This is a genomic window from Pengzhenrongella frigida, from assembly GCF_004168625.1.
GTDB classification, from domain to species: Bacteria; Actinomycetota; Actinomycetes; order Actinomycetales; family Cellulomonadaceae; genus Pengzhenrongella; species Pengzhenrongella frigida.
In genome coordinates this window covers 50,768-72,718 of the sequence record NZ_SDWW01000013.1, presented here as the reverse complement: position 1 = coordinate 72,718, position 21,951 = coordinate 50,768, and the positions used below count along the sequence as shown (strand labels likewise).

Genomic DNA, 21,951 nt, shown 5'->3' with positions numbered 1-21,951 from the left:
TGTAGGCCGCGACAGGCGTCACGAGGTGGTGTGACCATTTCCAGCGTGGCGAAATGGTGCGGCCCTCCCCGACACGGGACCGAAAGCCGAGGGTGCGGCAGCGGGACGTGCCGCTGCCGCACCCTCGGTGGGGGTCGTGGCGGTCAGGCCTCGATGACGACCGGGATGATGACGGGCCCACGCCGGCTGGTGCGCTGGAACCAGCGACTCACGGCCCGGTCGATCAGCCGCTCGAGCTCGCCGAAGTCGCGCACGCCGTCCTTGGCCGCCTTGGCGAGCGTCTCCTTGATGATCGGGGTGAGCGCGTCGAACGACTTGGCGTCGTGCACGAAGCCGCGGGTCAGGAAGTCCGGCTCCTCGCTCAGCACCCCGGTGTCGGGGTCGATGAGCGCGACGATCGTGACCACGCCGTCCTCGGCGAGCGCGCGGCGGTCGGTGAGCGACTCCTCGGTGACCGTGCCGACCGTCATGCCGTCGACGTAGATCAGGCCGGCCGGCACGCGGCCGGTGACGGACACCTTGCCGTTCACCAGGTCGAGGACGTAGCCGTCCTCGGCGACGACCGCGTTCTGGGGCGCGACACCCGTCTTGATGGCGAGATCGGCGTTGGCCCGCAGGTGGCGCCACTCGCCGTGGATCGGCATGACGTTGCGCGGCTTGACGATGTTGTAGCAGTAGACGAGCTCGCCGGCGGCCGCGTGCCCGGAGACGTGCACCTTGGCGTTGCCCTTGTGCACGACGTTCGCGCCGAGGCGGGTCAGGCCGTTGATGACGCGGTAGATCGCGTTCTCGTTGCCGGGGATGAGCGAGCTGGCGAGCAGGACGGTGTCGCCCTCGCCGATGTTGATGACGTGGTCGCCGTTCGCCATGCGGGCCAGGGCCGCCATCGGCTCACCCTGCGAGCCGGTCGCGATGAGGCAGACCTTCTTGTCGGGCATGCCGTCGAGCGCCTTGAAGTCCACGACCAGGCCGCGCGGCACCTTGAGGTAGCCGAGGTCGCGGGCGATGCCCATGTTGCGGACCATCGAGCGGCCGACGAAGGCGACCTTGCGCCCGCTGGCGTGCGCGGCGTCGAGGACCTGCTGGATGCGGTGCACGTGGCTGGCGAAGCTGGACACGATGATGCGGCGCGGGGCGTTGCGGAACGCGGCCTCGATGGCCGGGCCGAGCTCCATCTCGGAGGCCACGAACCCGGGGACCTCGGCGTTGGTGGAGTCGGTCATGAACAGGTCGACGCCCTCGGCGCCCAGGCGGGCGAAGCCGCGCAGGTCGGTGATCCGGCCGTCGAGCGGGAACTGGTCCATCTTGAAGTCGCCGGTGTTGAGCACGAGGCCGGCCTTGGTCCGGACCGCGACCGCGAGGCCGTCGGGGATGGAGTGGTTGACGGCGACGAACTCGAGGTCGAACGCTCCGAACTTGCGGCGGTCGCCCTCCTTGACCTGGACGGTCGTCGGGCGGATCCGGTGCTCCTTGAGCTTGGCCTCGATGAACGCGAGGGTCAGCTCGGAACCGACGACGGGGATGTCGCCGCGCTCGCGCAGGAGGTACGGCACGCCGCCGATGTGGTCCTCGTGGCCGTGGGTCAGGACGATCGCGTCGATCTTGTCGAGGCGGTCCCGGATCCAGGTGAAGTCGGGGAGGATGACGTCGACCCCGGGCTGGTGCTCCTCGGGGAAGAGCACCCCGCAGTCGATGACGAGCAGGCGGCCCTCGTGCTCGAAGACGGTCATGTTCCGGCCGATCTCGCCGAGACCGCCGAGCGGCACGATGCGCAGGCCGCCCTTGGGTAGCGGGGGCGGGGCCTTGAGGTCGGACTGGTTATGACTCATGGCCCTCAGATTACTGGAGCCTGGCGGCCGGAAAATCCGTCCGACCTCCTGCTGCATCCAGATGCCCCCTGCGCGGCGTAGTGCCTGTGTCAGAACATCCCCCGCCCAGCGGGGCATCTACAGGAGGAACCCATGCGCATTCGACTTCTCGCCGGCGCTGCAGCCGGCCTCACGCTCGCTCTTGTCGGTGCCGTGCCGGCCGGTGCCGCCACGGCGGGCAACGCCTCGCTGTCCGTGCTGCACGGCGTGCCCGACCTCACCGTCGACGTCTACGTCAACGGCGCCCTGACGCTCGACAACTTCGCTCCCGGTGACCTTGCCGGACCGCTCGACCTGGCGCCGGGTACCTACACCGTGGCGATCACGGCGGCGGACGCGGCCGACGCGAGCGCCCCGGTGATCGGCCCGGTCGACCTGCCCCTCGCCGCGGACATGGACTACACCGCGGTCGCCCACCTGGATGCGGCCGGAGCACCGACGGCGACGCTGTTCACCAACGACATCTCGAACACCGCGGCCGGTGAGGGTCGTCTCACGGTCCGCCACGTCGCCGCGGCGCCCGCGGTCGACGTCCTGGCGGGTGGCACGGCCGTCATCTCCGGCCTGGTCAACCCGAAGGAGTCGATCCTCAACCTCGCGCCCGGCACGATCTCGGCCTCGGTCGCCGCGGCCGGCACCACCGCGCCGGTGATCGGCCCGGCCGACGTGAGCGTCGTCGAGGGCACCAACACGATCGTGTACGCGTGGGGCAGCCTCGAGGCGAACAACCTCGCGCTGGCCGTCCAGACGATCTCCGGCCTGCACAGCGCGCCGGCCGGCGTGCCGTCCGGTGAGCTCGGCCTCGCGAGCGACTCGCCCGCGTCGCCCGCCCCGCTGCTCCTCGGTGCGGCTCTGCTGGTCGCGGCCGGCGGCGTCGTGCTGATGGTCCGGCGCACGCCGGTCCGCCTCCCGCGCGACTAGCCACCACCCGCCCCTCAACCAGGGGTGCGGTGCCTGCCCCTCCCGCCAGGCACCGCACCCCCTTCCCCGCGGGACCCCGCCCGAACCCCACCCACGCCTGTGGCCCGGAGATCGCCATGTCGCACCGAACCGGTCGTCGCACGCCGACCCTCGCCATCGCGCTCGCGGTCGTGGCGGTCGCCGGTCTCCTCGCCGGCTGCACCCCGAGCGATCCGCAGGATGCGACGGCGGCATCAACAGCCTCGTCGACCCGCGCGCCCTCACCCCGGGCGTCGTCGTCGGCCACCCCCGCCCCCGTCCCGGACGTCCCCGTGGCCAGCGCCGACCTCGGCGCGGTGCCGAGCCCCGTCGTGATCCCGCCGACCCGGCTCCGGATCCCGGCGCAGGACATCGAGCTGCCGATCGACGCCGTCGGCGTCCAGGCCGACGGTCAGATGGAGGTCCCGCCGCTCGCCGAGCGCGGCGGGTGGTACCGGTTCGGGGCAGCCCCCGGACAGGACGAGGGCACGGCCGTCATCGCGGCCCACGTCGACTCCGTCGCCTCGGCCGGGCTCGGTCCGTTCGCGCGGCTCGAGGATCTCGTCGCGGGCGACGTCGTCGAGGTGACCCGGCAGGACGGCACCCGCCGCCAGTACACCGTCAGCGGTGTCCGGCGGGTGGCGAAGACCGACGTGCCGTGGGCCGAGATCTTCGTCCGGGACGGCGATCCGCGCCTCGTCCTGGTCACCTGCGGAGGGGTCTTTCAGCCCGCGATCGGGCGCTACGCGGATAATGTGATCGTCACCGCCGACCCGGTCGCGGACTGATGGCGACGCTGGTCGGGAGCCCGGCGGCACCGACGCTCACGCCGCTGGCCGGCCCGGCCCCGCAAAGGAGGAGTGCCCTGACCACCCCCGGTCACGTCAGCGAGATCCGGACGCGCGCCACCTGGACGGACGCGGAGCTCGGCGACGCCTTCGCGGCGGGGGACGAGCTGGCGCTGGCCGAGGCGTACCGGCGCTGGTCGGCCTTCGTCCACACCTTGGCGGTCCGGTCGCTGCGGGACGTCGCGGACGCCGAGGACGTGACCCAGCAGGTCTTCGTCAGCGCCTGGCGCGGGCGGTCCGGCTTCGATCCTGGCCGGTCTCCGCTGCCGGCCTGGCTCACCGGGATCACCCGGAACGCGATCGCCGACGTGCACCATCGTCGGGCCCGGGATCGGCGCAACGAGGTCGCGGTCGCGCGCACGACCGGACCGGCGCCCGAGCCCGAGACCGCCGGGCTCGCCGAGCGGCTGACCGTGGCCGACGAGCTTGCCCGGCTGGGGGAGCCCCAGCGCACGATCCTGGCGCTCGCGTTCTTCGACGACCTGACCCACGACCAGATCTCACGGCGTCTCGACCTGCCGCTCGGGACGGTCAAGAGCCACATCAGACGTAGCCTGCTGCGACTGCGAGACCGGTTGGAGGTGGATGGTGAGACACGTTGACCCGGAGGTGCTGGCGCTGGTCGCGCTCGGGGAGCCCCTTGCCGACGACGCCGACCGCACCCACCTCGCCGGGTGCGCCGAGTGCACCGCCGAGGTCGCGTCCCTGCGCGCCGTCGTGGCGGTCGGGCGATCGGTGACCGACGCGGACGCGCTCGTGGCGCCGTCGGCGGCCGTGTGGGACCGCATCCGCGGCGAGCTCCAGCTCGCGACGACCCCGGGTGGCGACCCGGCCGCGCCGGGTGAACCGGCGCCGGTGACCGAGCTCGAGCCGGTGACCGAGCTCGACGAGCGCCGGGCCCGGGCCGCGGTCCGCCCGGAGCCGGGCGAGGTGGTCGCGGCGTTCACCGCGGCCGGGGCGACGGCCGCGGGCCTGATCGTCGGTGGCGCCGGCGGTGCGCTGTGGGCGTCCGACGCGTTCGCGCCCGCGGCCGAGCCCGCCGTCCTCGCCACCGCTGCCCTCGACCCGCTGCCCGGCTGGGCCGCCAGCGGGACGGCCCTGGTCGAGGAGGAGCCCGACGGCGGCCGCGTCCTGGTCGTCACGCTCGACGGCCCGGCCGTGGCCGGCGACTTCCGGGAGGTCTGGCTGATCGACCGCGAGGTGCAACGCCTCGTCAGTCTCGGCGTCCTGACCGGGTCCGACGGCCGCTTCACGGTCCCGGCCGGGCTCGACCTGAGCGACTTCGCGATCGTGGACATCTCGGAAGAGCCGCTCGACGGCGTCCCGGCCCACTCCGGGGACAGCATCGTGCGGGGCACGCTCGGCGCCTAGCGCGCCCAGCGCTCCTGGCGTCTCCGCGGTGACCGCGGTGGCGCCGGCGGTGTTTCAGCGCTGCCAGATGCGTCCGGTGCGCAGACCGGCGACGGTGCGGGCGGTCACGGTGCCCCAGAAACCGAGCAGCGTGAGGTAGAGCAGGACCCCGACGACGTCGATCGCCGTCACCTGCCAGGCCTGGCCCAGGCTGAGGGTCGCCACGGTGAACGCGCCGAGCGGGAACGTGAACCCCCACCAGCCGAGGTGGAACGGCAGTGCGCCGGCACGCACGTACCGCACCAGCAAGGTGGCGGAGATCGTGAACCACCACAGGCCGAAGCCCCACAGCGCGGTCCCGGCCAGCAGCGCGATCATCATCACGGTGGGTGCGCTGGCGCCGAAGGTGCCCTGACCGGCCCGTGCCAGCGCGAGCGGCGCGAGGATCGCGACCCCGACCGGCCCCAGACCGATCCACAGGGTCGGGGCGAGGGGTGCCGGCGGCAGCGGGTGCAGCACGAGGCGGTCGTACAGCAGCCCCAGGACCAGCAGGAACAGCACGAGCCCCAGGCCGTACGTGCCGTAGCCGACGACGAGGAGCAGCCGCGCGGTGGGCGCTGTGACGTGGGCCAGGAGCGGGGCCCCGGCCATCGCGATGATGATCGTCACCACCGGCGGGATGAACCAGCCGCCGTTGACCGCCGGGGCCGGGAGCGTGCCGACGAACAGCGTGATCGTGAACGCGACGCTGAACACCAGGGCGAGCGCCGTCCCCGCGAGGGCGAGCACGGCGGTCAGCACGGTGACCGCACCGGCCGGCATCACGGTGGGGCCGACGACGGAGGTCATCACCGCCAGGACGAGCAGCCCGCCGGGGACCGTGGCGAGCATCGCCCCGAGCACCGGATGGCGCACGTCCGCGAGGGCCGAATCGCGGTACCGCAGCCAGCGGGCGGCGTACGCGACCACGAGGACCGCACCGAGGGCGTAGGCGAGGATCGCCAGACCCGCGCCGAGCACGTGCGCGAGGCGGGTCAGGGCCGCCACCCCACCCGGGTTCTGGTAGGTCGCCACGGCCACGATGGCCGTGCCCATCACGGCGGCGAACCAGCCCGGGTGCAGGTCGCGCACCCGGTTGGCCCGCGGCGCGGGGGCCGCCGCCGCGTCGACGGTGGCCGGCGGCGCGGCGTCGGACGCGGGCGGGGTTGCTTCCATCAGGAGGCCAGCGGCGCGAGCAGCTCGCGCACGTGCGCGGCGGTGGGGACGCGTCCGGACAGGATCACCTTGCCGTCCACGACGAGTCCGGGCGTGGACATGACGCCGAAGCCGGCGATGGTCGGGTAGTCGGTGACCTTCTCGATCGTGGCGGCGATCCCGAGGTCGGCCACGGCCTCGCGGGTGACGCGTTCGAGATTGACGCAGTTGGTGCAGCCGGGTCCGAGGATCTTGATGATCATGGTCGTCTTCCTGTTCGGTTGATCGGGGGGTTGGTGGCCGTCCGGGTTCAGGTCACCCCAGCACGGCGTTGAAGAGGTAGCCGACGGCGACGATCCCGGTCCCCGTCACGGCCACGAACGTGGCGATGAGCGGGGGCTTGAGCACCCGACGCAGCAGGATCAGCTCGGGCAGGGACAGCGCGACGACCGCCATCATGAAGGCGAGCAGGGTGCCCATCGGCAGGCCGTTGTCGTGCAGGGCCTCGACCAGCGGCATGATCCCGGCCGCGTTGGAGTACAGCGGGATCCCGATCAGTACCGCGATCAGCACGGCGAACGGGTTGCCCGCGCCGGCGTACCGCGTGAAGAAGTCCTCCGGCGCCCACCCGTGGATCGCGGCGCCGAGGCCGATGCCGACCAGGAGGTACGGCCAGATCTTGCGCAGGATGGTGGCGACCTCTTCGATGCCCATCTGGATCCGGTCGTCCCAGGTGAGCCCGGCGGTCGAGTCGATCACCTGGCCGCCCAGTCGGGTCTCGAACACGAACGGCTCGATCCACCGCTCGACCTTGAGCCGGCCCAGCACGTAGCCGGCCACGATCGCGATCACCAGGCCGGCGCCCACGTACAGCAGGGTCGGGCCGAGACCGAAGAGCCCGAACAGCAGCGCGATCGCGACCTCGTTGACCAGGGGGCTGGCGATCAGGAAGCTCAGCGTCACCCCGACCGGCACCCCGGCCGCGACGAACCCGATGAACGCCGGCACCGCGCTGCACGAGCAGAACGGCGTGACCACGCCGAGCCCCGCGGCCATCACGTTGCCGACACCCTCGCGACGGCCGCCGAGCAGGGCCCGGGTGCGCTCGACGCTCATGAACGAGCGCAGGACGGTGACCAGGAAGATGATGCCGACCAGCAGGAGCAGGATCTTGACGGAGTCGTAGACGAAGAAGTGCACGCCCGAGCCGAGCCGGCTCGCCGGGTCGAGCCCGACGACGTCGTACACCAACCAGCTCCACAGCGGCAGGTTGACGGCGTACAGGACCGTCCACACCACAGCCGCCGCGCCCAGGCCCGCCCAGCGGCGGGTCGCGGTGGTGGGGCGCAACCGCTCGGCGATGCTCACGGCCGGATCCCGCCCTCCGGGAGCGGCAGGGGCAGGGCGGCGCACAGGCGCATACGCGCATCCGGCGCCAGGGTGTAGTCCACCCAGCGTCCGCGGCGCGACGTCACGACGAGCCCGGCGTCGCGCAGCACGCGCAGGTGGTAGCTCAGCAGGTTGGCGGCGATCGGGACGTGGGACTGCAGGTCGCAGACGCAGTGCGGCCCGTCGGCGAGCCGCGCGAGCACCCCCCAGCGGATCGGGTCGGCGACGGCCTGGAGCAGGGCGACGGCGGTCGGCCCGGGGAGCGTCGGGTCCGCGGGATCCCGTGACACTTCAATCTGAATTGCTTCGACCATGCTTGAAACGTAGGACGGTCCGGTGCCGGTTTCGAGGGACCGAGGTCCCAGGTCAGCGGCCGGATCCCCCGGTCGGCGGGTGGCCGCCGGACCCGCCGACGCACCGACCGGTGCGCGCGGGCGTGCATGCTGTCCGGATGCTTGACGACTTCGACGGGGTGCTCGCGCGCGCCCGGGTCGGCTCGGCGGAGGCGTTCACGTTGCTCTACGAGGACCTGGTGCGGCCGGTCGCGGCGTACCTGCGCGGGCGCGGGGTGGCCGACGTCGAGGACGTCACGAGCGAGGTCTTCGTGGCGGTCCTCACCGGGGTGCGGGGCTTCGACGGGGACCAGGCGCACTTCCGGTCGTGGGTGTTCACGATCGCGCACCGACGGGTGGTCGACGGGTGGCGCCGGGGTGGCCGGCGACCGACGCCGGTGCCCTACGAGCCGGCCGACGATGCGCGCTCCGCCCCGAGCGCGGAGAGCGACGCGCTCGCTGCTCTCGGAGAGGAGCGCGTGCAGGCGCTGCTCGGTGAGCTCTCACCCGATCAACGGGACGTGCTCGTGCTGCGGATCGTCGGTGACCTGACCGTGGACCAGGTGAGCGACGTCGTCGGCAAGAAGCCGGGTGCGGTCAAGGCCCTGCAGCGCCGTGGGCTGGCCACGCTGCGCCGAAACCTGACCGTGGAGGGAGTACCCCTGTGAGCCCCTTCGACGATCACCAGAGCATGAGCGCGCTCGAGCACACCGACGAGCTGGTGGTGACCGGCCGGCCGGCGCCCCCGACCGAGGCCGAGCTCACCTCCTTCGTCGCGGCGCTGCGGGCCACGGCCGCCGATCCCGCGCCGCGCCCGAGTGTCGCGCTGAGCGCGTTGCTGCGGGACGGGTTGGCACCTCCCTCGCTCGACCCCGTCGCCGCTCGGCCACGCCCCGCCCGGGCGGGGCGCAGCGCCGGGTGGCGCAACCGGTGGCGCTCCGTGGTGGGCCTCGGCCTCGCGGCCAAGATCGTGCTCGGCGCCGGGGTCGCGGTCGCGTCCGTCGGTGGCGCGGCCACGATCGATGCCGTGCCCGACGCCGTCCAGCTCCCGGCGCGCGCTGTGGTCTCGGGTGTGGTCGGGCTGTTCACGTCCGACCCGGTCGGCGATCCGGACCTGCCCGAGCCGGCCCGCGTCGTCCCGACGCCGACCACCGGCGTCCCGACCGCGTCAGGTGCCGAGGTGCCCGGGTCGACCGAGGTGCCCGGGTCGACCGAGCCGCCCGGGTCGACCGGGTCCGACGGGTTGCGTGGGTTGAACGGCGTGAACGGCTTGAACGGCTTGAACGGCTTGAACGGCTTGAACGGCTTGAACGGCTTGAACGGCTTGAACGGCGTGAACGGAGCGGGCAACGGGTCGTCTGCTGAGGGACGCCCGGGGACCGTGGACGTTCCCGCGCGCCCCGCTGTGCCGATCCCGTCCACCGGTCTTCCGTCCGGCGTCCCGTCCGGCGTCCCGTCCGGCGTCCCGTCCGGCGTCGGCGCGCAGACGCCGCCGGACCTACCGTCCGCAGTGCCCCAGGCGAACGGTCTGCTCCGGTCGACGACCAGCGGATCCTCGGCCGTCTCGCCCCCCACGGTCATACCGCCGACGGCAGCGGTCGACCTGGGGTCCGCCGCCCGGAAGGCAGCGGCATCGGCCACCCCCGCCCCCTGACACGGTCGAGAGTGGGTGCGGGCTGAGGTTGGTGGCGCCGAGGCCGTACCCCTGGGGCGGCGATGGGCGATCACCCCTTCCGAGAGCGGCACTCGTGCCGCACCCCGAGGTGTCGCGTCGGTCGATGCGGCACCAGAGTTGAAGGAGCCACCATGAGCACCACCGCACTCGCCGCAGTCCTGGCAAAGTTCGCCAGCCTCAACGTCGCAGGCAACGCCGTCGCCGGTCTGGCCGTGGCCGCAGGAGCGGTCGGCGGTGTCAGCGGTGCCTCGGCCGTGGCCGACCAGGTCACCGACGCCCCCGAGAGCACGCAGGTGGCCGTCGTCGAGCACACCGAGGCGACCGCCGAGGTCGACACCGAGGCCGCGACCGACGCGTCGGTCGACTCGACCGACGCCGCAACCGACGCGGGCGCCGAGGTTGCCGCGACGACGGGTACCGACGACGCCGAGGTCGGTGCGGGCGTGGCCGGTGCTGGTGCGGCGGACCTGCCGGACGCGGCCGCCTTCGGTCAGGAAGTCGCTGCGGACGCCCAGGTCGACGGCGTCGTCGGAGCGGAGATCTCCGCGCAGGCGCGTGCCCGCGCCGAGCTTCGTCGCACCCTCGACGCCCTCCCGGAGGTGCCCGCGTCCAGCACGACCGGCGCCGAGGCGGCTGCCGGTGCCGGCGAGCACGTCACCGTGGGTGGCGCGGTCTCCGGGAACGCCACCGTCGGCAAGTAGCTCGTCGACCTGACAGAACCCGCGGACCTGATCCGCGGACCCGAACCCGCGGGTCTCGACCCGCGTGCCTGAGCCCCGCCCCCCGTGCCCCCCAAGCCACGGGGGGCGGTCCTCGTCGGTGGGTCGGTGCACCCGGTGCGAGCGCTGCGGCCGGTACGACGGATGCAGCGGACCGGAACAGATACTCTCTGGATCGGCCGTGCCCGTGCCGTCTCCCACGAGGGAACCGGCGCAGCGGCGCGGCGGCACCCGGGGGCTCACACGTCATGCGCACATCAACGGCTCGGTCTCGGACGGCGGCCGCGCTCGCGGCCGGGGCGCTGATTCTGGTGGGAGTGACTGCCTGCTCGCCCGCCGCACCCACGCCCGACGGTGCGGCCGACGCGCTCGCCACCGGCCTCGCCACGGGCGACCTGACCGAGGTCGAGCTCGCGGGCGCCACCCCGACCGAGGCGACCGCGCAGCTCACCGCCGCGCTCGCGGGCCTCGACCCGCTGCACCCGACCGTGGAGGTCGGGAAGGTCACGCTCGCGAAGGACGGCGCGACCGCGACCGCCGCGCTCGGCTTCACGTGGGACCTCGACGAGTCGGACACCGACTGGACCTACTCGACCACCGCCACGCTCGACCTGGTCGAGAATGTCTGGCAGGCGAAGTGGTCCAGCTATCTGATCGCGCCCGACCTCTTGCCCGGCGAGACCCTCAGCCTGCGCCGCGACGCCAGCACCTCCGAGCGGGCGTCCGTGCTCGGCGCGGGCGGCGCGGTGCTCGTCGAGGCGCGGGCGGTGGTGCGTCTCGGGCTCGACAAGACCAGGGTCGATCCGGCCGGTCACGATGCCTCGGCCCGGCTGATCGCGGCGATCCTCGGCCTCGACCCGCAGGCGTACGCCGAGCGGGTGGCCGCCGCCGGCGAGAAGGCCTTCGTCGAGGGGCTCGTGGTGCGGACCGACGGACCGGGGGTCGACCTGGCCGCGTTCGAGGCGGTGGACGGAGCGTTGGGCGTGCCCGACTCGTTGCCGCTCGCCCACAGCCGGCTGTTCGCGCGGGCGATCCTCGGCACCGCCGGTCCCGCGACGGCGGAGATCGTCGACGAGTCCGCCGGGCGCGTGCAGGCGGGTGACATCGTCGGCCTGTCCGGGCTGCAGCGTCAGTACGACGCGCAGCTCGCCGGGCTGCCCGGTCAGACGGTCGTGGTGACGTCGGCCGATGGCGCGACCACGCGTGATGTCTTCGTCGTCCCGGCCACCCCCGGCGAGCCGCTGGTCACGACGCTCGACCCGACCGTGCAGGATGCCGCGGAGGCGGTGCTGGCCGACGTCGGCCCCGCGAGCGCGATCGTGGCGATCCGCCCCTCGACCGGCGAGGTCCTCGCGGCCGCGAACGGCGTCGGGAGCGAGGGGCTGTCCACGGCGACCGTCGGGACCTACCCGCCCGGCTCGGTGTTCAAGGTGGTCAGCTCGCTCGCCCTGCTGCGCGCCGGCCTCACCCCGGACAGCGAGGTCAGCTGCCCGGTGAGCATCGACGTCGACGGCCGCACGTTCGAGAACTTCCCGGGCTACCCGGCGGCCGCGAACGGGCCGATCAGCCTGCAGACCGCCGTCGCGAACTCGTGCAACACGGCGTTCATCGGGGCTCGGGACCTCGTCGGGCAGGCCGGTCTCGCCGAGGCCGGGGCCTCGCTCGGGCTCGGGCTGGACGCCGACATCGGCTACCCGGAGTCCCTCGGGACCGTCCCGACGGACTCGACCGGCACGGACCACGCCGCGTCGATGATCGGCCAGGGGCGGCTGCAGGTCTCCCCGCTCGGGATGGCGACGGTGGCGGCGTCGGTCGCGAACGGCACCACGGTGGTGCCCTGGTTGGTCGGGCCGACCGCGCCCGAGGCGCCCGCGCCTGCGGTCGCGCTCACCGCTGACGAGGCGGCGAGCCTGCGCACGATGATGCGGGCGGTGGTGACCGACGGCGGCGCCGATTTCCTGCTCGACGTGCCCGGTGCCGAGGTGCTCGCCAAGACGGGCACCGCCCAGTACGGCGAGGCGGGCGCACTGCGCAACCACGTGTGGATGATCGCGATCCAGGGTGACCTCGCGGTCGCGGTCTTCGTGGCCGACGGCGACTACGGCTCCACCACCGCCGGTCCCCTCCTCAAGACCTTCCTCACCCAGCTCGCCCCCTGATCCCTCTGATCCCCCTCCCCGCGCCCGACCGGGAGGCAGGTCAGGGGTGCGGGAGGGTCTCGGGGGAGCGGCCGCGGAGCTTGTCGATCTCGCGGCGTTCGCGCTTGGTGGGGCGGCCGGCGCCGCGGTCGCGCTGGGCGGCGATGGCGACGTGCTCGCGCGGCACGGGTGGTGGCGTGCGGTCGAGAAAGCACAGGGCGGCCGCCGGTGCGCCGACGCGCTTCTCGATGATCTGGACGACCTCGACGATCCGTTCGACGCCGTCACCGCGGAGCCGGATCTCGTCGCCGACGTGCACGGCGCTCGCCGGCTTGGCGTGGTCGCCGTTGATGCGGATGTGCCCGGCGCGGCAGGCGGCCGCGGCCTGGGCGCGCGTGCGGGTCAGGCGCACCACCCAGACCCAGCGGTCGACGCGGGTGGTGGCGGCAGTGCCGGTGGTGCTCATCTCACGAGCGTAGGCGCCGTCGGCCGCGCCCCGCCGCGTGCCCGGGTCTCGGCCGGGCATCGAGCGAGATGCTTCGCTGCGGCTCAGGTCACGCACAGCGGGCTGCCGGGTTGCGGTCGTTGGATCGGTGGTGCGGCCCCACGGCGAGGCCGGCACGGTAGGAGGACACCGATGGATGAGCACGACGGTCAGCAGACGCAGGTCCCGGACGGGCCGATCGCGCCCACCCTGGCTCAGGAGGTGCGGACCGCGGACGCGCTGTACGCCTCCGGCCGCCGCCGTCGCCGGGGAACCGCGCTGGTGGCCGCCGGTGCCGCGCTCACGCTGGGGCTCTTCGCGGGCGCGGTGGCGTGGTCCGAGGGGTCGGGCACGGCGGTGGCGGAGACCGAGACGGCGACCGTCGACGAGAGCGCGGCCGCCGCGACCACCCTGGACGGTCCGCCGACCGGCTGGCCCGGCCCCGACGGCGGCGGTCCGGGCGCAGGTGCCGGCACGGGCACGCAGTCTCCGCCGGACACGACGACCGTGGAGTCGACCGCGGCCAGCGCCGCCCAGCAGGTCGGGCTCGTGACGATCGTGACGACGCTGGGCTACCAGGACGCGTCGGCCGCCGGCACCGGCATCGTGCTCACGGCCGACGGCGTCATCCTCACCAACAACCACGTGATCTCGGGTGCGACGACGGTCGAGGTCACCGTCGAGTCGACCGGAGAGGTGTACACCGCCGAGGTCGTCGGCACCGATGCGACCGCCGACGTCGCCGTCCTCCAGCTCGATGACGCCGCGGGGCTCGCGACCGCGGCGATCGACGACGATGGCGGTGCCGCCGTCGGGCAGGCGATCGCCGCGGTCGGCAACGCGGACGGCGGCGGCGACCTGCTCGCGGCGGCCGGGACGGTGACGGCCCTCGCGGAGACGATCACGACGCAGAGCGAGGGGACCACCGCGGGGCACACGCTCACGGACCTCATCGAGATCGACGCCGACGTCGTGGCCGGGGACTCCGGCGGCGCGGTGCTCGATGCCGAGGGCGAGGTCGTGGGCATGACCACGGCCGCGTCGTCGGGCTCGGCCGCGATCACCGGCTACGCGATCGCGATCGACGACGCGCTCGCCACGGCCGACCTGATCCGCTCCGGGGTCGACACCGACACGATCACGATCGGCCTGCCGGGCTTCCTCGGGGTGCAGATCGGCTCGACCGACACGTCCGAGACGTCGGGGTGGGGCGGCGCCCCGGCCATGGGCTCGGCCCGCGGTGGCGTGACCACGGCCCCGGAGGTGACCGCCTCGGCGGGCGCCGCGGTCGCCGGGGTGTTCGCCGACACCCCGGCGGCCGCCGCCGGGCTCGTGGCGGGCGACACGATCACCGCGCTCGGCGGGATCACGGTCGACAGCGCCGACACCCTGGCCGCCCTGCTGTCCGGCTACACCCCGGGCGACCAGGTCGACGTGACCTGGACGTCGTCGGCCACGGGCACGACGCAAACCGCGACCATCACGCTGATCGCGGGCCCCGCCGACTGACTACGTGCGGTTGGCGCGGTAGTACTCGATCAGGCCACGGGTCGAGGCGTCCTGGGTCGCCAGCACGTCCGCGTCGCCGGCGACGGCCGGCGCGATCTCGACCGCGAGCAGCTTGCCGAGCTGGACGCCCCACTGGTCGAAGCTGTCCACGCCCCACACGATCCCCTGCACGAACGTGATGTGCTCGTACAGCGCGATGAGCTGGCCGAGCACGCCCGGGGTCAGCGCGGGCGCCATGATCGACGTCGTCGGCCGGTTGCCGCTGAACACGCGCGCCGGGACGATCTCCTCGGCCACCCCGGCCGCCCGAACCTCGTCGGCGGTCATGCCGAACGCGAGCGCCTTGGTCTGGGCGAAGAAGTTCGCCAGGAACAGCTCGTGCACGTCGGCCTCGCCGCCGGGCGAACCGGCGTCACGCAACGGGTGGGCCGGGGTGGCGACCGCGATGAAGTCCGCCGGGATGAGCCGGGTGCCCTGGTGGATCAGCTGGTAGAACGCGTGCTGCCCGTTCGTGCCGGGCTCGCCCCAGAAGATCTCGCCGGTCTGGGTGGTGACCGGCGTGCCGTCCCAGCGGACCGACTTGCCGTTGGACTCCATGGTCAGCTGCTGCAGGTAGGCCGCGAACCGGTGCAGGTACTGCGCGTACGGCAGCACGGCGTGCGTGTGCGCGCCGAGGAAGTTGACGTACCAGACGTTGAGCAGCCCCATCAGCACGGGCACGTTCTGCTCGAACGGGACGGTCCGGAAGTGCTCGTCGACGGTGTGGAACCCGTTGAGGAACGCGCGGAAGTTGTGCGGGCCGACGGCGATCGCGAGCGAGGTCCCGATGGCGGAGTCGACCGAGTACCGGCCGCCCACCCAGTCCCAGAACCCGAACGCGTTGGCCGGGTCGATGCCGAACTCCGCGACCTTGTCGAGCGCGGTCGACACCGCGACGAAGTGCCGGGCGACGGCCTCGGTGCGGGCCGCCTCGGTGTCCTCGATCGCGCCGGCGGCGAGAAGCTGCTCCCAGAGCCAGGCGCGGGCCAACCGGGCGTTCGTCAAGGTCTCGAGGGTGCCGAACGTCTTGGACGCGACGATGAAGAGCGTCGTCGTCGGGTCGAGGTCCTTGACCGTCTCGGCGACGTCGGCAGGGTCGATGTTGGACACGAACCGCACCGTGAGCCCGTCGGCGACGTACGGCTTGAGGGCCTCGTACGCCATCACCGGTCCGAGGTCCGAACCGCCGATGCCGATGTTGACGACCGTGGCGACGCGCGCCCCGGTCACCCCTGTCCACGCGCCGCTGCGAACCTTGTCTGCGAACGCGTCGACCTGGGCCAGCACGGCCTGCACGTCGGCGTCGACGTCCTGGCCGTCGACGATCAGCGGCGGGGTGGCCGACGCCGGTCGGCGCAGGGCCGTGTGCAGCACCGCGCGGTCCTCGGTGACGTTGATGTGCTCGCCCGCGAACATCGCGTCGATCCGCCCCGCGAGGCCGACCTCGCCGGCGAGCTGCACCAGCAGGGCGAGCGTCTGGTCGGTGACGAGGTTCTTCGACAGGTCGACGTGCAGGTCACCCACGGTGCGGGTCAGGCGCGACGCCCGGTCGTGATCGGCAGCGAACCAGGCGCGCAGGTCTGGTTCGAGGCTCGTCTGGTGGGCGGTCAGGGCCTCCCAGGCGGCAGTGGTCGTGGCATCGATCGGTGTGATGGTCACAAGGCTCCTTCTCGCAGGTCGTCAAGGATCACCGTAGGGCGTGCAGGGCGTCGATCTCTCCGACCTTGTGCCCGCCCGGCGTGCTGGGGCGGCTACGCGCGCGTCGGCTGCGCGTCGGGCAGCGGCTGCACGTCGGGCAGCGGCCACGGGGTGAGCTCGGCCACCGGCCACGACGCGACCGCGGGACGTCCGAGGAGGTAGCCCTGCCCGCCGACGATCCGGACCGGCCGGCCGCCGGTGCCCGACGAACGCACCACCTGCAGCAGGGCCTCGGTCTCGATTCCCTCCGCGATCACCATCGCGCCGGACTCGGCGGCGTACGCGACGATCGCCGCCAGCACCGCGCGTCCAGAACCACCCTCGCCGGCGCTGCACACCACAGACCGGTCCACCTTGACGAAGGCAGGTCTTACCCGCCCGAGCAGCCCGAGGCCGGTGTCGCCCGCGCCGACGTCGTCGAGCGCGAGGTGGAAGCCGAGGTCGCGCAGCTCCTGGAGCTGGTCGATCACGAGGTCCATGCGCTCGCTGGCGTGCTCGGTGAGCTCGATGACGACCCGCGCCGGCGGCAGGCCCGCGGCCTCGACCTCGCGCCGCAGCCGCTCGCCGACGCCGCCGCCGTGGTCGAACACCTCCGGCGCGATGTTGAGGAACAGCAGCGCCTCGGCGGGGAAGTCCGCGACCCGCGCGAGGACGGCCGCACGGCACAGGGCGTCGAGCTCATCGACCCGTCCGAGCCGGGCAGCACCCGAGAACGCGTCCTGGGGCCCGTCGAGCCCGTACTCCGCCGCGGGGCGCGCCAGCCCCTCGAAGCCGATGATCTTGTGGGTGTCGAGGTTCCAGATCGCCTGAAAAGCCGCCCCCATCCGCCGTGTCGTCAACAGCTGGCGTACCGCCGCGATCGTGGCCGCGGAGGTGCGCGCGGGCGCCGAGTCCGCGATCTGGTCGTAGGCCACGACCTGGTTGCGGCCGCGACGCTTCGCTTCGTACAACGCCAGGTCCGCCTGCTCGCGCAGCGCGTGGGCGTCGGCGTCGGTCGGGCCGAGCTCGGCGACACCCACGCTGATGGTGGTCCGTCCCATGCGCTGCACGGCCGCGTGGCGCATCCGTTCGATCGCGCCCAGCGCCTCGCGACGGCCGGTGCGCGGCAGGATCACGGCGAACTCGTCGCCCCCGATGCGGAAGGCGAGGTCCTGCTCGCGTCCGGTGCGCAGCGCCGCCGCGAGGCTGACGAGGACCTCGTCGCCCTTCTGGTGCCCACGGTTGTCGTTGACGAACTTGAAGTCGTCGACGTCGACCAGCACCAGGGCGAGCGGCTCGCCGAAGCGGCGGGCCCGGGCGACGCCCGCGCGGAGCGCCTCCTGGAAGGCGCGGTGGTTGCGCAGCCGGGTGAGGCTGTCGAGCGTGGCCCGGTCCTGCGCCGCGTTGAACCGGCCCGCGAGCGAGCGACCACCCAGGAAGTACAGGAGCGGCGGCGACAGCACGGCGGTCAGGGCCAGTGCGCGCGCGGAGGCGAGCCGCAGCGCGGCGAGCTGTCGGCTGAGCACGTCCGGTGCGACCTCGACCTCGAGGACGAACGCGACGCCGCCCAGCTCGACCTGGGAGAGGTAGTCGAACATCTCGAAGCCGTTGCTGCTGCGCGACTCGAACGCCGGGGTGCCGTCGCGCAGGACGCCCGCGACGACGGGTCCGCGATCACGGACCGGCTCGTCCTGAGCCGGGTTCGATCCGACGGCTGTCCCGAGATCCGTGATCAGCCGGACCCGTCGGACCTCCGGCGGCGCCGTCATCCGGGCGAGGGACTCGCGCACCCGGACCCACGGGTCGTCGCCCTCGGGCGTGGACGCGAACGCTGCCTCGATCTGCTCGCTGCGCACCTGGTGGCGGTCCGCGCCGTCCGCGATCATGATCGCCCGGGAATCGTGGGCCTGCATCGCGTAGAGCCCCGCGCCGACGACGACGAGCGTCCCGATGAAGGTCGCGAACAGCTGGAGCAGGAAGGTCCAGCGGGTCGGCAGCCGGCTGAACCAGGATCTGGATCCGCGTCGAGCACTCATCGGGCGTCTCCTGTTCGGCTGCCCGCATCCAGGGGTTCGCGCGCGGTGTCTTCGGATGAGCGGGCGGGTGGCCCGATCATCGGCCGGATCAGCCGCCCATCATCACACGGTCGACGGCGCTGTGCCGGGACCATCGTCCGGGGCGGCGGGTACCCTGACGCGCATGGAGGAGCCTGGCGGCGGCGCGGCGATTCGCGGTGGCCGCGCCATCACGACGTCGGCCGTCGCGCTGTCCCTGGGTGCGGGTGCGCACGCCCTGGGGGGCGGGGCGCTTCCGTCGACGCTCGTGCTGGTGGCCCTCGGGGCGCTCGTGCTCCTCCCCGCCACGGCCTTGGCGCGCCGGCAGCTGCGGCTGTGGACCCTGCTGCCCGCCCTGGCCGTCCTCCAGGTGGCCGTGCACGCGGTGCTGTCGTTCCTGTCGCCCGCCGGATTGTCGGTCGTGGTCGATCCCGCCCCTTCCTCGGGGCACGCGCACGGCGGCGCCCCGGGCCTCGCCTCGGACCTCGTCCAGGGCGGCGCTGCCTCGGTCGGGCTGGCTGCCGCGAGCCCGCTGCTGCACGTCCACGCGGGCGTGTCCTCCGTCGGGATGCTCGTGGCCCACGCCGCGGCGATCCTGGTCACTGCCGCACTCCTCGTCGGCGCCGATGGTGCGGCCCGGCGTGCGCTGCACTGGTTGCGGGCCGTCGTCCCGCTGCTCGGCCTGCGGGTCGCCGGTCCGGTCGTCGCGTCACCGCTCCACGAACCGGCGCGGGCGCCCGGTTTCGTTCCGCTCGCACCCGGCCGGGTGCGGTCCCGGCCCCGGCGCGGCCCTCCGGTGGAGCCCGCCACCGCCTGAGAGGTCCCTTCCTTCGCCGACGACGATCGGCGCTGGCTCGGTCGTGCCTGCTCGCCTGCGGTGGCCGCGTGCCATCCGCACCCGCACCCCTGCACACCTCACCCGTGAGGCGTGCAGCTGGGTCGACGCCAAGGACGACCTCGATGCCCGCTGCCCTTCTCAGTGCCTGCCCAGATCGCGTGCCGAACCGATCCTCGGCCCGGCCGAACCCCCGCCCGACCCCCCGCCCGACCCCCCGCCGGACGGTCCGCCCGCACGCACGACGGGTGCACTGGAGCGGCCGGGCCGGGGCGCTCGGTGCACTGATCGCGTCGGTGGTCCTCACGGCTCTGCCGGCCGCGGCGCACGACCAGCTGATCGAGACGGTTCCCGCAGATGCGTCCGTGGTCGCGACCGCTCCCGCGGAGCTCACGCTGAGGTTCAGCGAGGACGTCATGGACATCTCCTCGCAGGTGATCCTGCGTGGGCCGGCGGGCGAGGTCGTCCTGGACACCGAGGGGGTCGTCGCCGGGGCGCTGGTGAGCGCTCCGCTGCCCCCTGGCCTGGGGGAGGGGACCTACACCGTCGCCTGGCGGGTCGTGTCGGGGGACGGCCATCCGATCCAGGGGGCCTTCGGGTTCTCGATCGCGCCCGGCGAGCCGCCGCCCGCGGAAGCCGAGTCCCCGGTCGCGTCGCCGTCGCCCCTCGCGACGCCGACGGCGGCCGTGCCCGACTCCTCGGTCGACTCTCCAGCTGACTCCTCAGCCGGCACGACGACGACGCCGCAGCCGCCGTCGTCCTCCGTGGACGGGTCCGATCCGGACACCGGGCCTCGCGGGGTCGGTCCTGTCGTCGTCGGCGGCGTCGCGGTCCTGCTGGGTGCCGGCGGCGTCGCGTTGCTGTGGCGCCGCCGGCACCGGACGGAGTGAGGACCGCCCGCCCGCACGAGCACCGGACGCACTGCACCCCTCGATCGCCCCGACTCGATCACCCCCCGCCTGAAGGGCTCTCTCCCATGACCACTCCCACGATGACCACTCCGACGATGACCACTCGCACCCGCACGACCGTCAGCCCTCGCCCTGCACATCGCCTCGGCGCCGGACTCCTCGGCCTCGGGCTGGCGCTCGCGCTCGCGGGGTGCGCCGGTGGCACGAGCACCTCCGACCCGGCCGCGGTCGACCGCGCGTCGGGAGCCCCGGGGGCGTCGTCGGGCCCGCCCGACGAGGCGGCCGCCCTCTCGATCACGGACCCGTGGATCAAGGCCGCCGACACGGGCATGACCGCGGCGTTCGGCACGGTGGTGAACGACTCTGACGTCGAGGTGCGGATCGTCTCGGCGACCACGACGGCCTCTCCGCGCGCGGAGCTGCACGAGATGGCGACCAACGACGCCGGCGAGATGGTGATGCGACCCAAGGAGGGTGGCTTCACGGTCGCGGCGAACGGCAGCCACGAGCTCGCGCCGGGTGGGGACCACGTGATGATCATGGGGATCACGACCGCGGTGAGACCGGGCGACGAGGTGAGCGTGACGCTCACCGCGCAGGACGGGTCGGAGCTCACGTTCACGGCGCCGGCGCGCACCTTCGAGGGCGGCAACGAGACCTACGAGGGCGACGCGACGAGCACCCCGGGCGCGCCCGGAGCGACCCCGACCCCCGCGGCGTCATGACCGGATCCGGTCCCGACCGCCGGACGTTCCTGCAGGGGGGTGCCGCGGTCCTGGGCGGCGCGGCCCTGGCGCTCGGGGGACGTGCCGCGTGGGACGCCTCGACCTCGACGGGTCCCGCGGTCGACCCGGCCCGTGACGCCACCGCTGTCGATGCCACCGCCGTCGATGCCACCGCTGCCGGGTCCGCCGTCGTGCCCTTCACTGGCGACCGGCAGGCCGGAGTGGGCACGCCGCCGCCGGCGTTCGTGTCCCTGGTCGCCTTCGACCTGGTGGCCGGCGTGGACCGCGGCGCGTTGGTGCGGCTGATGCGGATCTGGACCGACGACCTCGGCCGCCTCACCGCCGGCCGCCCCGGCCTGGGGGACACCGAGCCCGAGCTGGCCGGAGTCCCGGCGAGCCTGACCGCGACCGTCGGATTCGGGCCGGGGGTGTTCACGGCGTGCGACCTCGAGGCCGCCCGACCGCCGTGGCTCGCGCCCTTGCCCGCCCTCGCGGTGGACCGGCTGCAGGACACGTGGTCGGGCGGCGACCTGGTCGTGCAGATCTGCGCCGACGACGAGCTCACCGTCGCGCACACGATGCGGGTCCTGGCCCGGCAGGCTCGGACGTTCACGACCGTGCGTTGGGTCCAGCGCGGGTTTCGCCGCAGCGCGGGGACCACCGCCCCGGGGACGACCATGCGCAACCTCATGGGGCAGGTCGACGGGACGCGCAACCTCGTGCCGGGGACCGACGACGCGCTGATCTGGCACGAGGCCGGTGCCGACACCCCGGCCTGGCTGGTCGGTGGCACGTCGATGGTCGTGCGCCGCATCGCGATGGACCTGGACACGTGGGACGCGCTGGACCGCTCCGGCCGGGAGATCGCCGTCGGACGGCGGCTGTCCGACGGGGCGCCGTTGACCGGCACGGCCGAGCACGACGAGCCGGACCTCGACGCGGTCAACGACCTGGGCTTCACGGTCATCGACACCGTCGCGCACATCCGCCGGGCCCGGTCGGACAACCCCGACGAACGGTTCTTGCGCCGGGGGTACAACTTCGACGACCCGCCGGCACCTCCGGCGCTGTCGAACTCCGGCCTGCTGTTCGTGACCTTCCAGCGCGACGTGACCGCGCAGTTCGTGCCGATCGCGCGGCGGCTGGACGAGCTCGACCTGATGAACACCTGGACGACGCCGATCGGGTCGGCCGTGTTCGCCGTCCCCGGTGGCTGCCAGGAGGGGGAGTACCTCGGGCAACGCCTTCTCGGCTGAGGTGATCGG

The 21,951-nt window shown here is 73.6% G+C and carries 21 protein-coding genes; 13 read left to right on the top strand and 8 right to left on the bottom strand.

The genetic code is table 11. The features are described 5' to 3' along the window. Window positions 1–143 precede the first annotated feature (143 nt). Window positions 144–1,829 (bottom strand): ribonuclease J, encoded by a 1,686-nt coding sequence (locus EUA98_RS07290; protein ID WP_130102015.1) that lies wholly within the window; start codon window positions 1,827–1,829, stop codon window positions 144–146. A 132-nt stretch (window positions 1,830–1,961) separates the two neighbouring features. Here EUA98_RS07290 and EUA98_RS07285 point away from each other — a divergent pair, with 132 nt between their 5' ends. The 4 genes from EUA98_RS07285 to EUA98_RS07270 all read left to right on the top strand — a co-directional run bounded on the left by EUA98_RS07285 (window position 1,962) and on the right by EUA98_RS07270 (window position 5,026). After that, window positions 1,962–2,789 (top strand): DUF4397 domain-containing protein, encoded by an 828-nt coding sequence (locus tag EUA98_RS07285; protein WP_130102014.1) that lies wholly within the window; start codon window positions 1,962–1,964, stop codon window positions 2,787–2,789. 116 nt (window positions 2,790–2,905) lie between these two features. Beyond that, complete coding sequence (locus EUA98_RS07280) at window positions 2,906–3,595, top strand: class F sortase (protein WP_130102013.1); 690 nt, start codon at window positions 2,906–2,908, stop codon at window positions 3,593–3,595. After that, on the top strand, window positions 3,595–4,257 hold the full coding sequence (locus EUA98_RS07275; protein WP_130102012.1) for an RNA polymerase sigma factor: 663 nt from the start codon (window positions 3,595–3,597) through the stop codon (window positions 4,255–4,257). The genes EUA98_RS07280 and EUA98_RS07275 overlap by 1 nt, the downstream gene beginning before the upstream one ends. Then, entirely contained in the window at window positions 4,244–5,026 is a 783-nt protein-coding gene (locus EUA98_RS07270) for an anti-sigma factor (RefSeq protein WP_242511326.1), read from the top strand. The genes EUA98_RS07275 and EUA98_RS07270 overlap by 14 nt, the downstream gene beginning before the upstream one ends. Before the next feature lie 54 nt (window positions 5,027–5,080). Here EUA98_RS07270 and EUA98_RS07265 read toward each other — a convergent pair whose 3' ends face one another. The 4 genes from EUA98_RS07265 to EUA98_RS07250 are packed head-to-tail and all read right to left on the bottom strand — an operon-like array spanning window position 5,081 to window position 7,902. Next, the gene (locus EUA98_RS07265; protein WP_130102010.1) at window positions 5,081–6,220 is read right to left on the bottom strand and encodes an SLAC1 family transporter; all 1,140 of its coding nucleotides are present in this window, start codon (window positions 6,218–6,220) and stop codon (window positions 5,081–5,083) included. After that, window positions 6,220–6,462, bottom strand: coding sequence for a thioredoxin family protein (locus EUA98_RS07260; RefSeq protein WP_130102009.1), 243 nt, complete (start codon window positions 6,460–6,462; stop codon window positions 6,220–6,222). Before EUA98_RS07260 ends, EUA98_RS07265 begins: the two co-directional genes overlap by 1 nt. A 52-nt stretch (window positions 6,463–6,514) precedes the next feature. Continuing rightward, complete coding sequence (locus tag EUA98_RS07255) at window positions 6,515–7,567, bottom strand: permease (protein WP_130102008.1); 1,053 nt, start codon at window positions 7,565–7,567, stop codon at window positions 6,515–6,517. After that, complete coding sequence (locus tag EUA98_RS07250) at window positions 7,564–7,902, bottom strand: ArsR/SmtB family transcription factor (RefSeq protein WP_130102007.1); 339 nt, start codon at window positions 7,900–7,902, stop codon at window positions 7,564–7,566. Before EUA98_RS07250 ends, EUA98_RS07255 begins: the two co-directional genes overlap by 4 nt. Window positions 7,903–8,039: 137 nt before the next feature. Between EUA98_RS07250 and EUA98_RS07245 the strand changes: the two genes are divergently transcribed. The 4 genes from EUA98_RS07245 (at window position 8,040) to EUA98_RS07230 (ending at window position 12,473) form a co-directional block, all read left to right on the top strand. Further along, window positions 8,040–8,588: an RNA polymerase sigma factor gene (locus EUA98_RS07245; protein ID WP_130102006.1), complete on the top strand. Its 549-nt coding sequence runs from the start codon at window positions 8,040–8,042 to the stop codon at window positions 8,586–8,588. After that, the gene (locus EUA98_RS07240) at window positions 8,585–9,574 is read left to right on the top strand and encodes a hypothetical protein (RefSeq protein WP_130102005.1); all 990 of its coding nucleotides are present in this window, start codon (window positions 8,585–8,587) and stop codon (window positions 9,572–9,574) included. Before EUA98_RS07245 ends, EUA98_RS07240 begins: the two co-directional genes overlap by 4 nt. A gap of 152 nt (window positions 9,575–9,726) precedes the next feature. Continuing rightward, window positions 9,727–10,296 (top strand): hypothetical protein, encoded by a 570-nt coding sequence (locus tag EUA98_RS07235; RefSeq protein WP_130102004.1) that lies wholly within the window; start codon window positions 9,727–9,729, stop codon window positions 10,294–10,296. A gap of 266 nt (window positions 10,297–10,562) precedes the next feature. Then, window positions 10,563–12,473: a penicillin-binding transpeptidase domain-containing protein gene (locus EUA98_RS07230; RefSeq protein WP_130102003.1), complete on the top strand. Its 1,911-nt coding sequence runs from the start codon at window positions 10,563–10,565 to the stop codon at window positions 12,471–12,473. 40 nt (window positions 12,474–12,513) lie between these two features. On the opposite strand, the gene EUA98_RS07225 is transcribed toward EUA98_RS07230, so the two are convergent. Then, window positions 12,514–12,918: an RNA-binding S4 domain-containing protein gene (locus EUA98_RS07225; protein WP_130102002.1), complete on the bottom strand. Its 405-nt coding sequence runs from the start codon at window positions 12,916–12,918 to the stop codon at window positions 12,514–12,516. Between the two features lie 171 nt (window positions 12,919–13,089). Here EUA98_RS07225 and EUA98_RS07220 point away from each other — a divergent pair, with 171 nt between their 5' ends. Further along, the gene (locus EUA98_RS07220) at window positions 13,090–14,445 is read left to right on the top strand and encodes a S1C family serine protease (RefSeq protein ID WP_130102001.1); all 1,356 of its coding nucleotides are present in this window, start codon (window positions 13,090–13,092) and stop codon (window positions 14,443–14,445) included. Here the strand turns inward: EUA98_RS07220 and pgi are convergent, their stop codons facing one another. Together pgi and EUA98_RS07210 are read right to left on the bottom strand one after the other, a co-directional pair. Then, window positions 14,446–16,143 (bottom strand): glucose-6-phosphate isomerase, encoded by a 1,698-nt coding sequence (gene pgi / locus EUA98_RS07215; protein ID WP_130102000.1) that lies wholly within the window; start codon window positions 16,141–16,143, stop codon window positions 14,446–14,448. It abuts the gene before it with no gap. Between the two features lie 92 nt (window positions 16,144–16,235). Then, entirely contained in the window at window positions 16,236–18,197 is a 1,962-nt protein-coding gene (locus EUA98_RS07210; RefSeq protein WP_130101999.1) for a GGDEF and EAL domain-containing protein, read from the bottom strand. Between the two features lie 163 nt (window positions 18,198–18,360). Between EUA98_RS07210 and EUA98_RS07205 the strand changes: the two genes are divergently transcribed. From EUA98_RS07205 to EUA98_RS07190, 4 genes are all read left to right on the top strand, one after another. Then, window positions 18,361–19,032 carry a hypothetical protein gene (locus EUA98_RS07205; RefSeq protein ID WP_130101998.1) on the top strand — a complete coding sequence of 224 codons (672 nt, stop codon included), beginning with the start codon at window positions 18,361–18,363 and terminating at the stop codon, window positions 19,030–19,032. A 143-nt stretch (window positions 19,033–19,175) separates the two neighbouring features. Then, window positions 19,176–19,940, top strand: a complete 765-nt coding sequence (locus EUA98_RS07200) for a copper resistance CopC family protein (protein WP_130101997.1) — start codon at window positions 19,176–19,178, stop codon at window positions 19,938–19,940. Window positions 19,941–20,056: 116 nt separating this feature from the next. Next, window positions 20,057–20,686: a copper chaperone PCu(A)C gene (locus EUA98_RS07195; RefSeq protein ID WP_207219000.1), complete on the top strand. Its 630-nt coding sequence runs from the start codon at window positions 20,057–20,059 to the stop codon at window positions 20,684–20,686. Further along, entirely contained in the window at window positions 20,683–21,942 is a 1,260-nt protein-coding gene (locus EUA98_RS07190; protein WP_130101995.1) for a Dyp-type peroxidase, read from the top strand. Before EUA98_RS07195 ends, EUA98_RS07190 begins: the two co-directional genes overlap by 4 nt. Window positions 21,943–21,951 lie beyond the last annotated feature (9 nt).

Excerpts from the sequence above, each read along its gene's own strand:
- EUA98_RS07290 (WP_130102015.1), bottom strand. The coding sequence starts at position 1,829 with ATGAGTCATAACCAGTCCGACCTCAAGGCCCCGCCCCCGCTACCCAAG.
- EUA98_RS07285 (WP_130102014.1), top strand. The coding sequence starts at position 1,962 with ATGCGCATTCGACTTCTCGCCGGCGCTGCAGCCGGCCTCACGCTCGCT.
- EUA98_RS07280 (WP_130102013.1), top strand. The coding sequence starts at position 2,906 with ATGTCGCACCGAACCGGTCGTCGCACGCCGACCCTCGCCATCGCGCTC.
- EUA98_RS07275 (WP_130102012.1), top strand. The coding sequence starts at position 3,595 with ATGGCGACGCTGGTCGGGAGCCCGGCGGCACCGACGCTCACGCCGCTG.
- EUA98_RS07265 (WP_130102010.1), bottom strand. The coding sequence starts at position 6,220 with ATGGAAGCAACCCCGCCCGCGTCCGACGCCGCGCCGCCGGCCACCGTC.
- EUA98_RS07260 (WP_130102009.1), bottom strand. The coding sequence starts at position 6,462 with ATGATCATCAAGATCCTCGGACCCGGCTGCACCAACTGCGTCAATCTC.
- EUA98_RS07250 (WP_130102007.1), bottom strand. The coding sequence starts at position 7,902 with ATGGTCGAAGCAATTCAGATTGAAGTGTCACGGGATCCCGCGGACCCG.
- EUA98_RS07245 (WP_130102006.1), top strand. The coding sequence starts at position 8,040 with ATGCTTGACGACTTCGACGGGGTGCTCGCGCGCGCCCGGGTCGGCTCG.
- EUA98_RS07235 (WP_130102004.1), top strand. The coding sequence starts at position 9,727 with ATGAGCACCACCGCACTCGCCGCAGTCCTGGCAAAGTTCGCCAGCCTC.
- EUA98_RS07230 (WP_130102003.1), top strand. The coding sequence starts at position 10,563 with ATGCGCACATCAACGGCTCGGTCTCGGACGGCGGCCGCGCTCGCGGCC.
- EUA98_RS07225 (WP_130102002.1), bottom strand. The coding sequence starts at position 12,918 with ATGAGCACCACCGGCACTGCCGCCACCACCCGCGTCGACCGCTGGGTC.
- EUA98_RS07220 (WP_130102001.1), top strand. The coding sequence starts at position 13,090 with ATGGATGAGCACGACGGTCAGCAGACGCAGGTCCCGGACGGGCCGATC.
- EUA98_RS07210 (WP_130101999.1), bottom strand. The coding sequence starts at position 18,197 with ATGAGTGCTCGACGCGGATCCAGATCCTGGTTCAGCCGGCTGCCGACC.
- EUA98_RS07205 (WP_130101998.1), top strand. The coding sequence starts at position 18,361 with ATGGAGGAGCCTGGCGGCGGCGCGGCGATTCGCGGTGGCCGCGCCATC.
- EUA98_RS07200 (WP_130101997.1), top strand. The coding sequence starts at position 19,176 with ATGCCCGCTGCCCTTCTCAGTGCCTGCCCAGATCGCGTGCCGAACCGA.
- EUA98_RS07195 (WP_207219000.1), top strand. The coding sequence starts at position 20,057 with ATGACCACTCGCACCCGCACGACCGTCAGCCCTCGCCCTGCACATCGC.
- EUA98_RS07190 (WP_130101995.1), top strand. The coding sequence starts at position 20,683 with ATGACCGGATCCGGTCCCGACCGCCGGACGTTCCTGCAGGGGGGTGCC.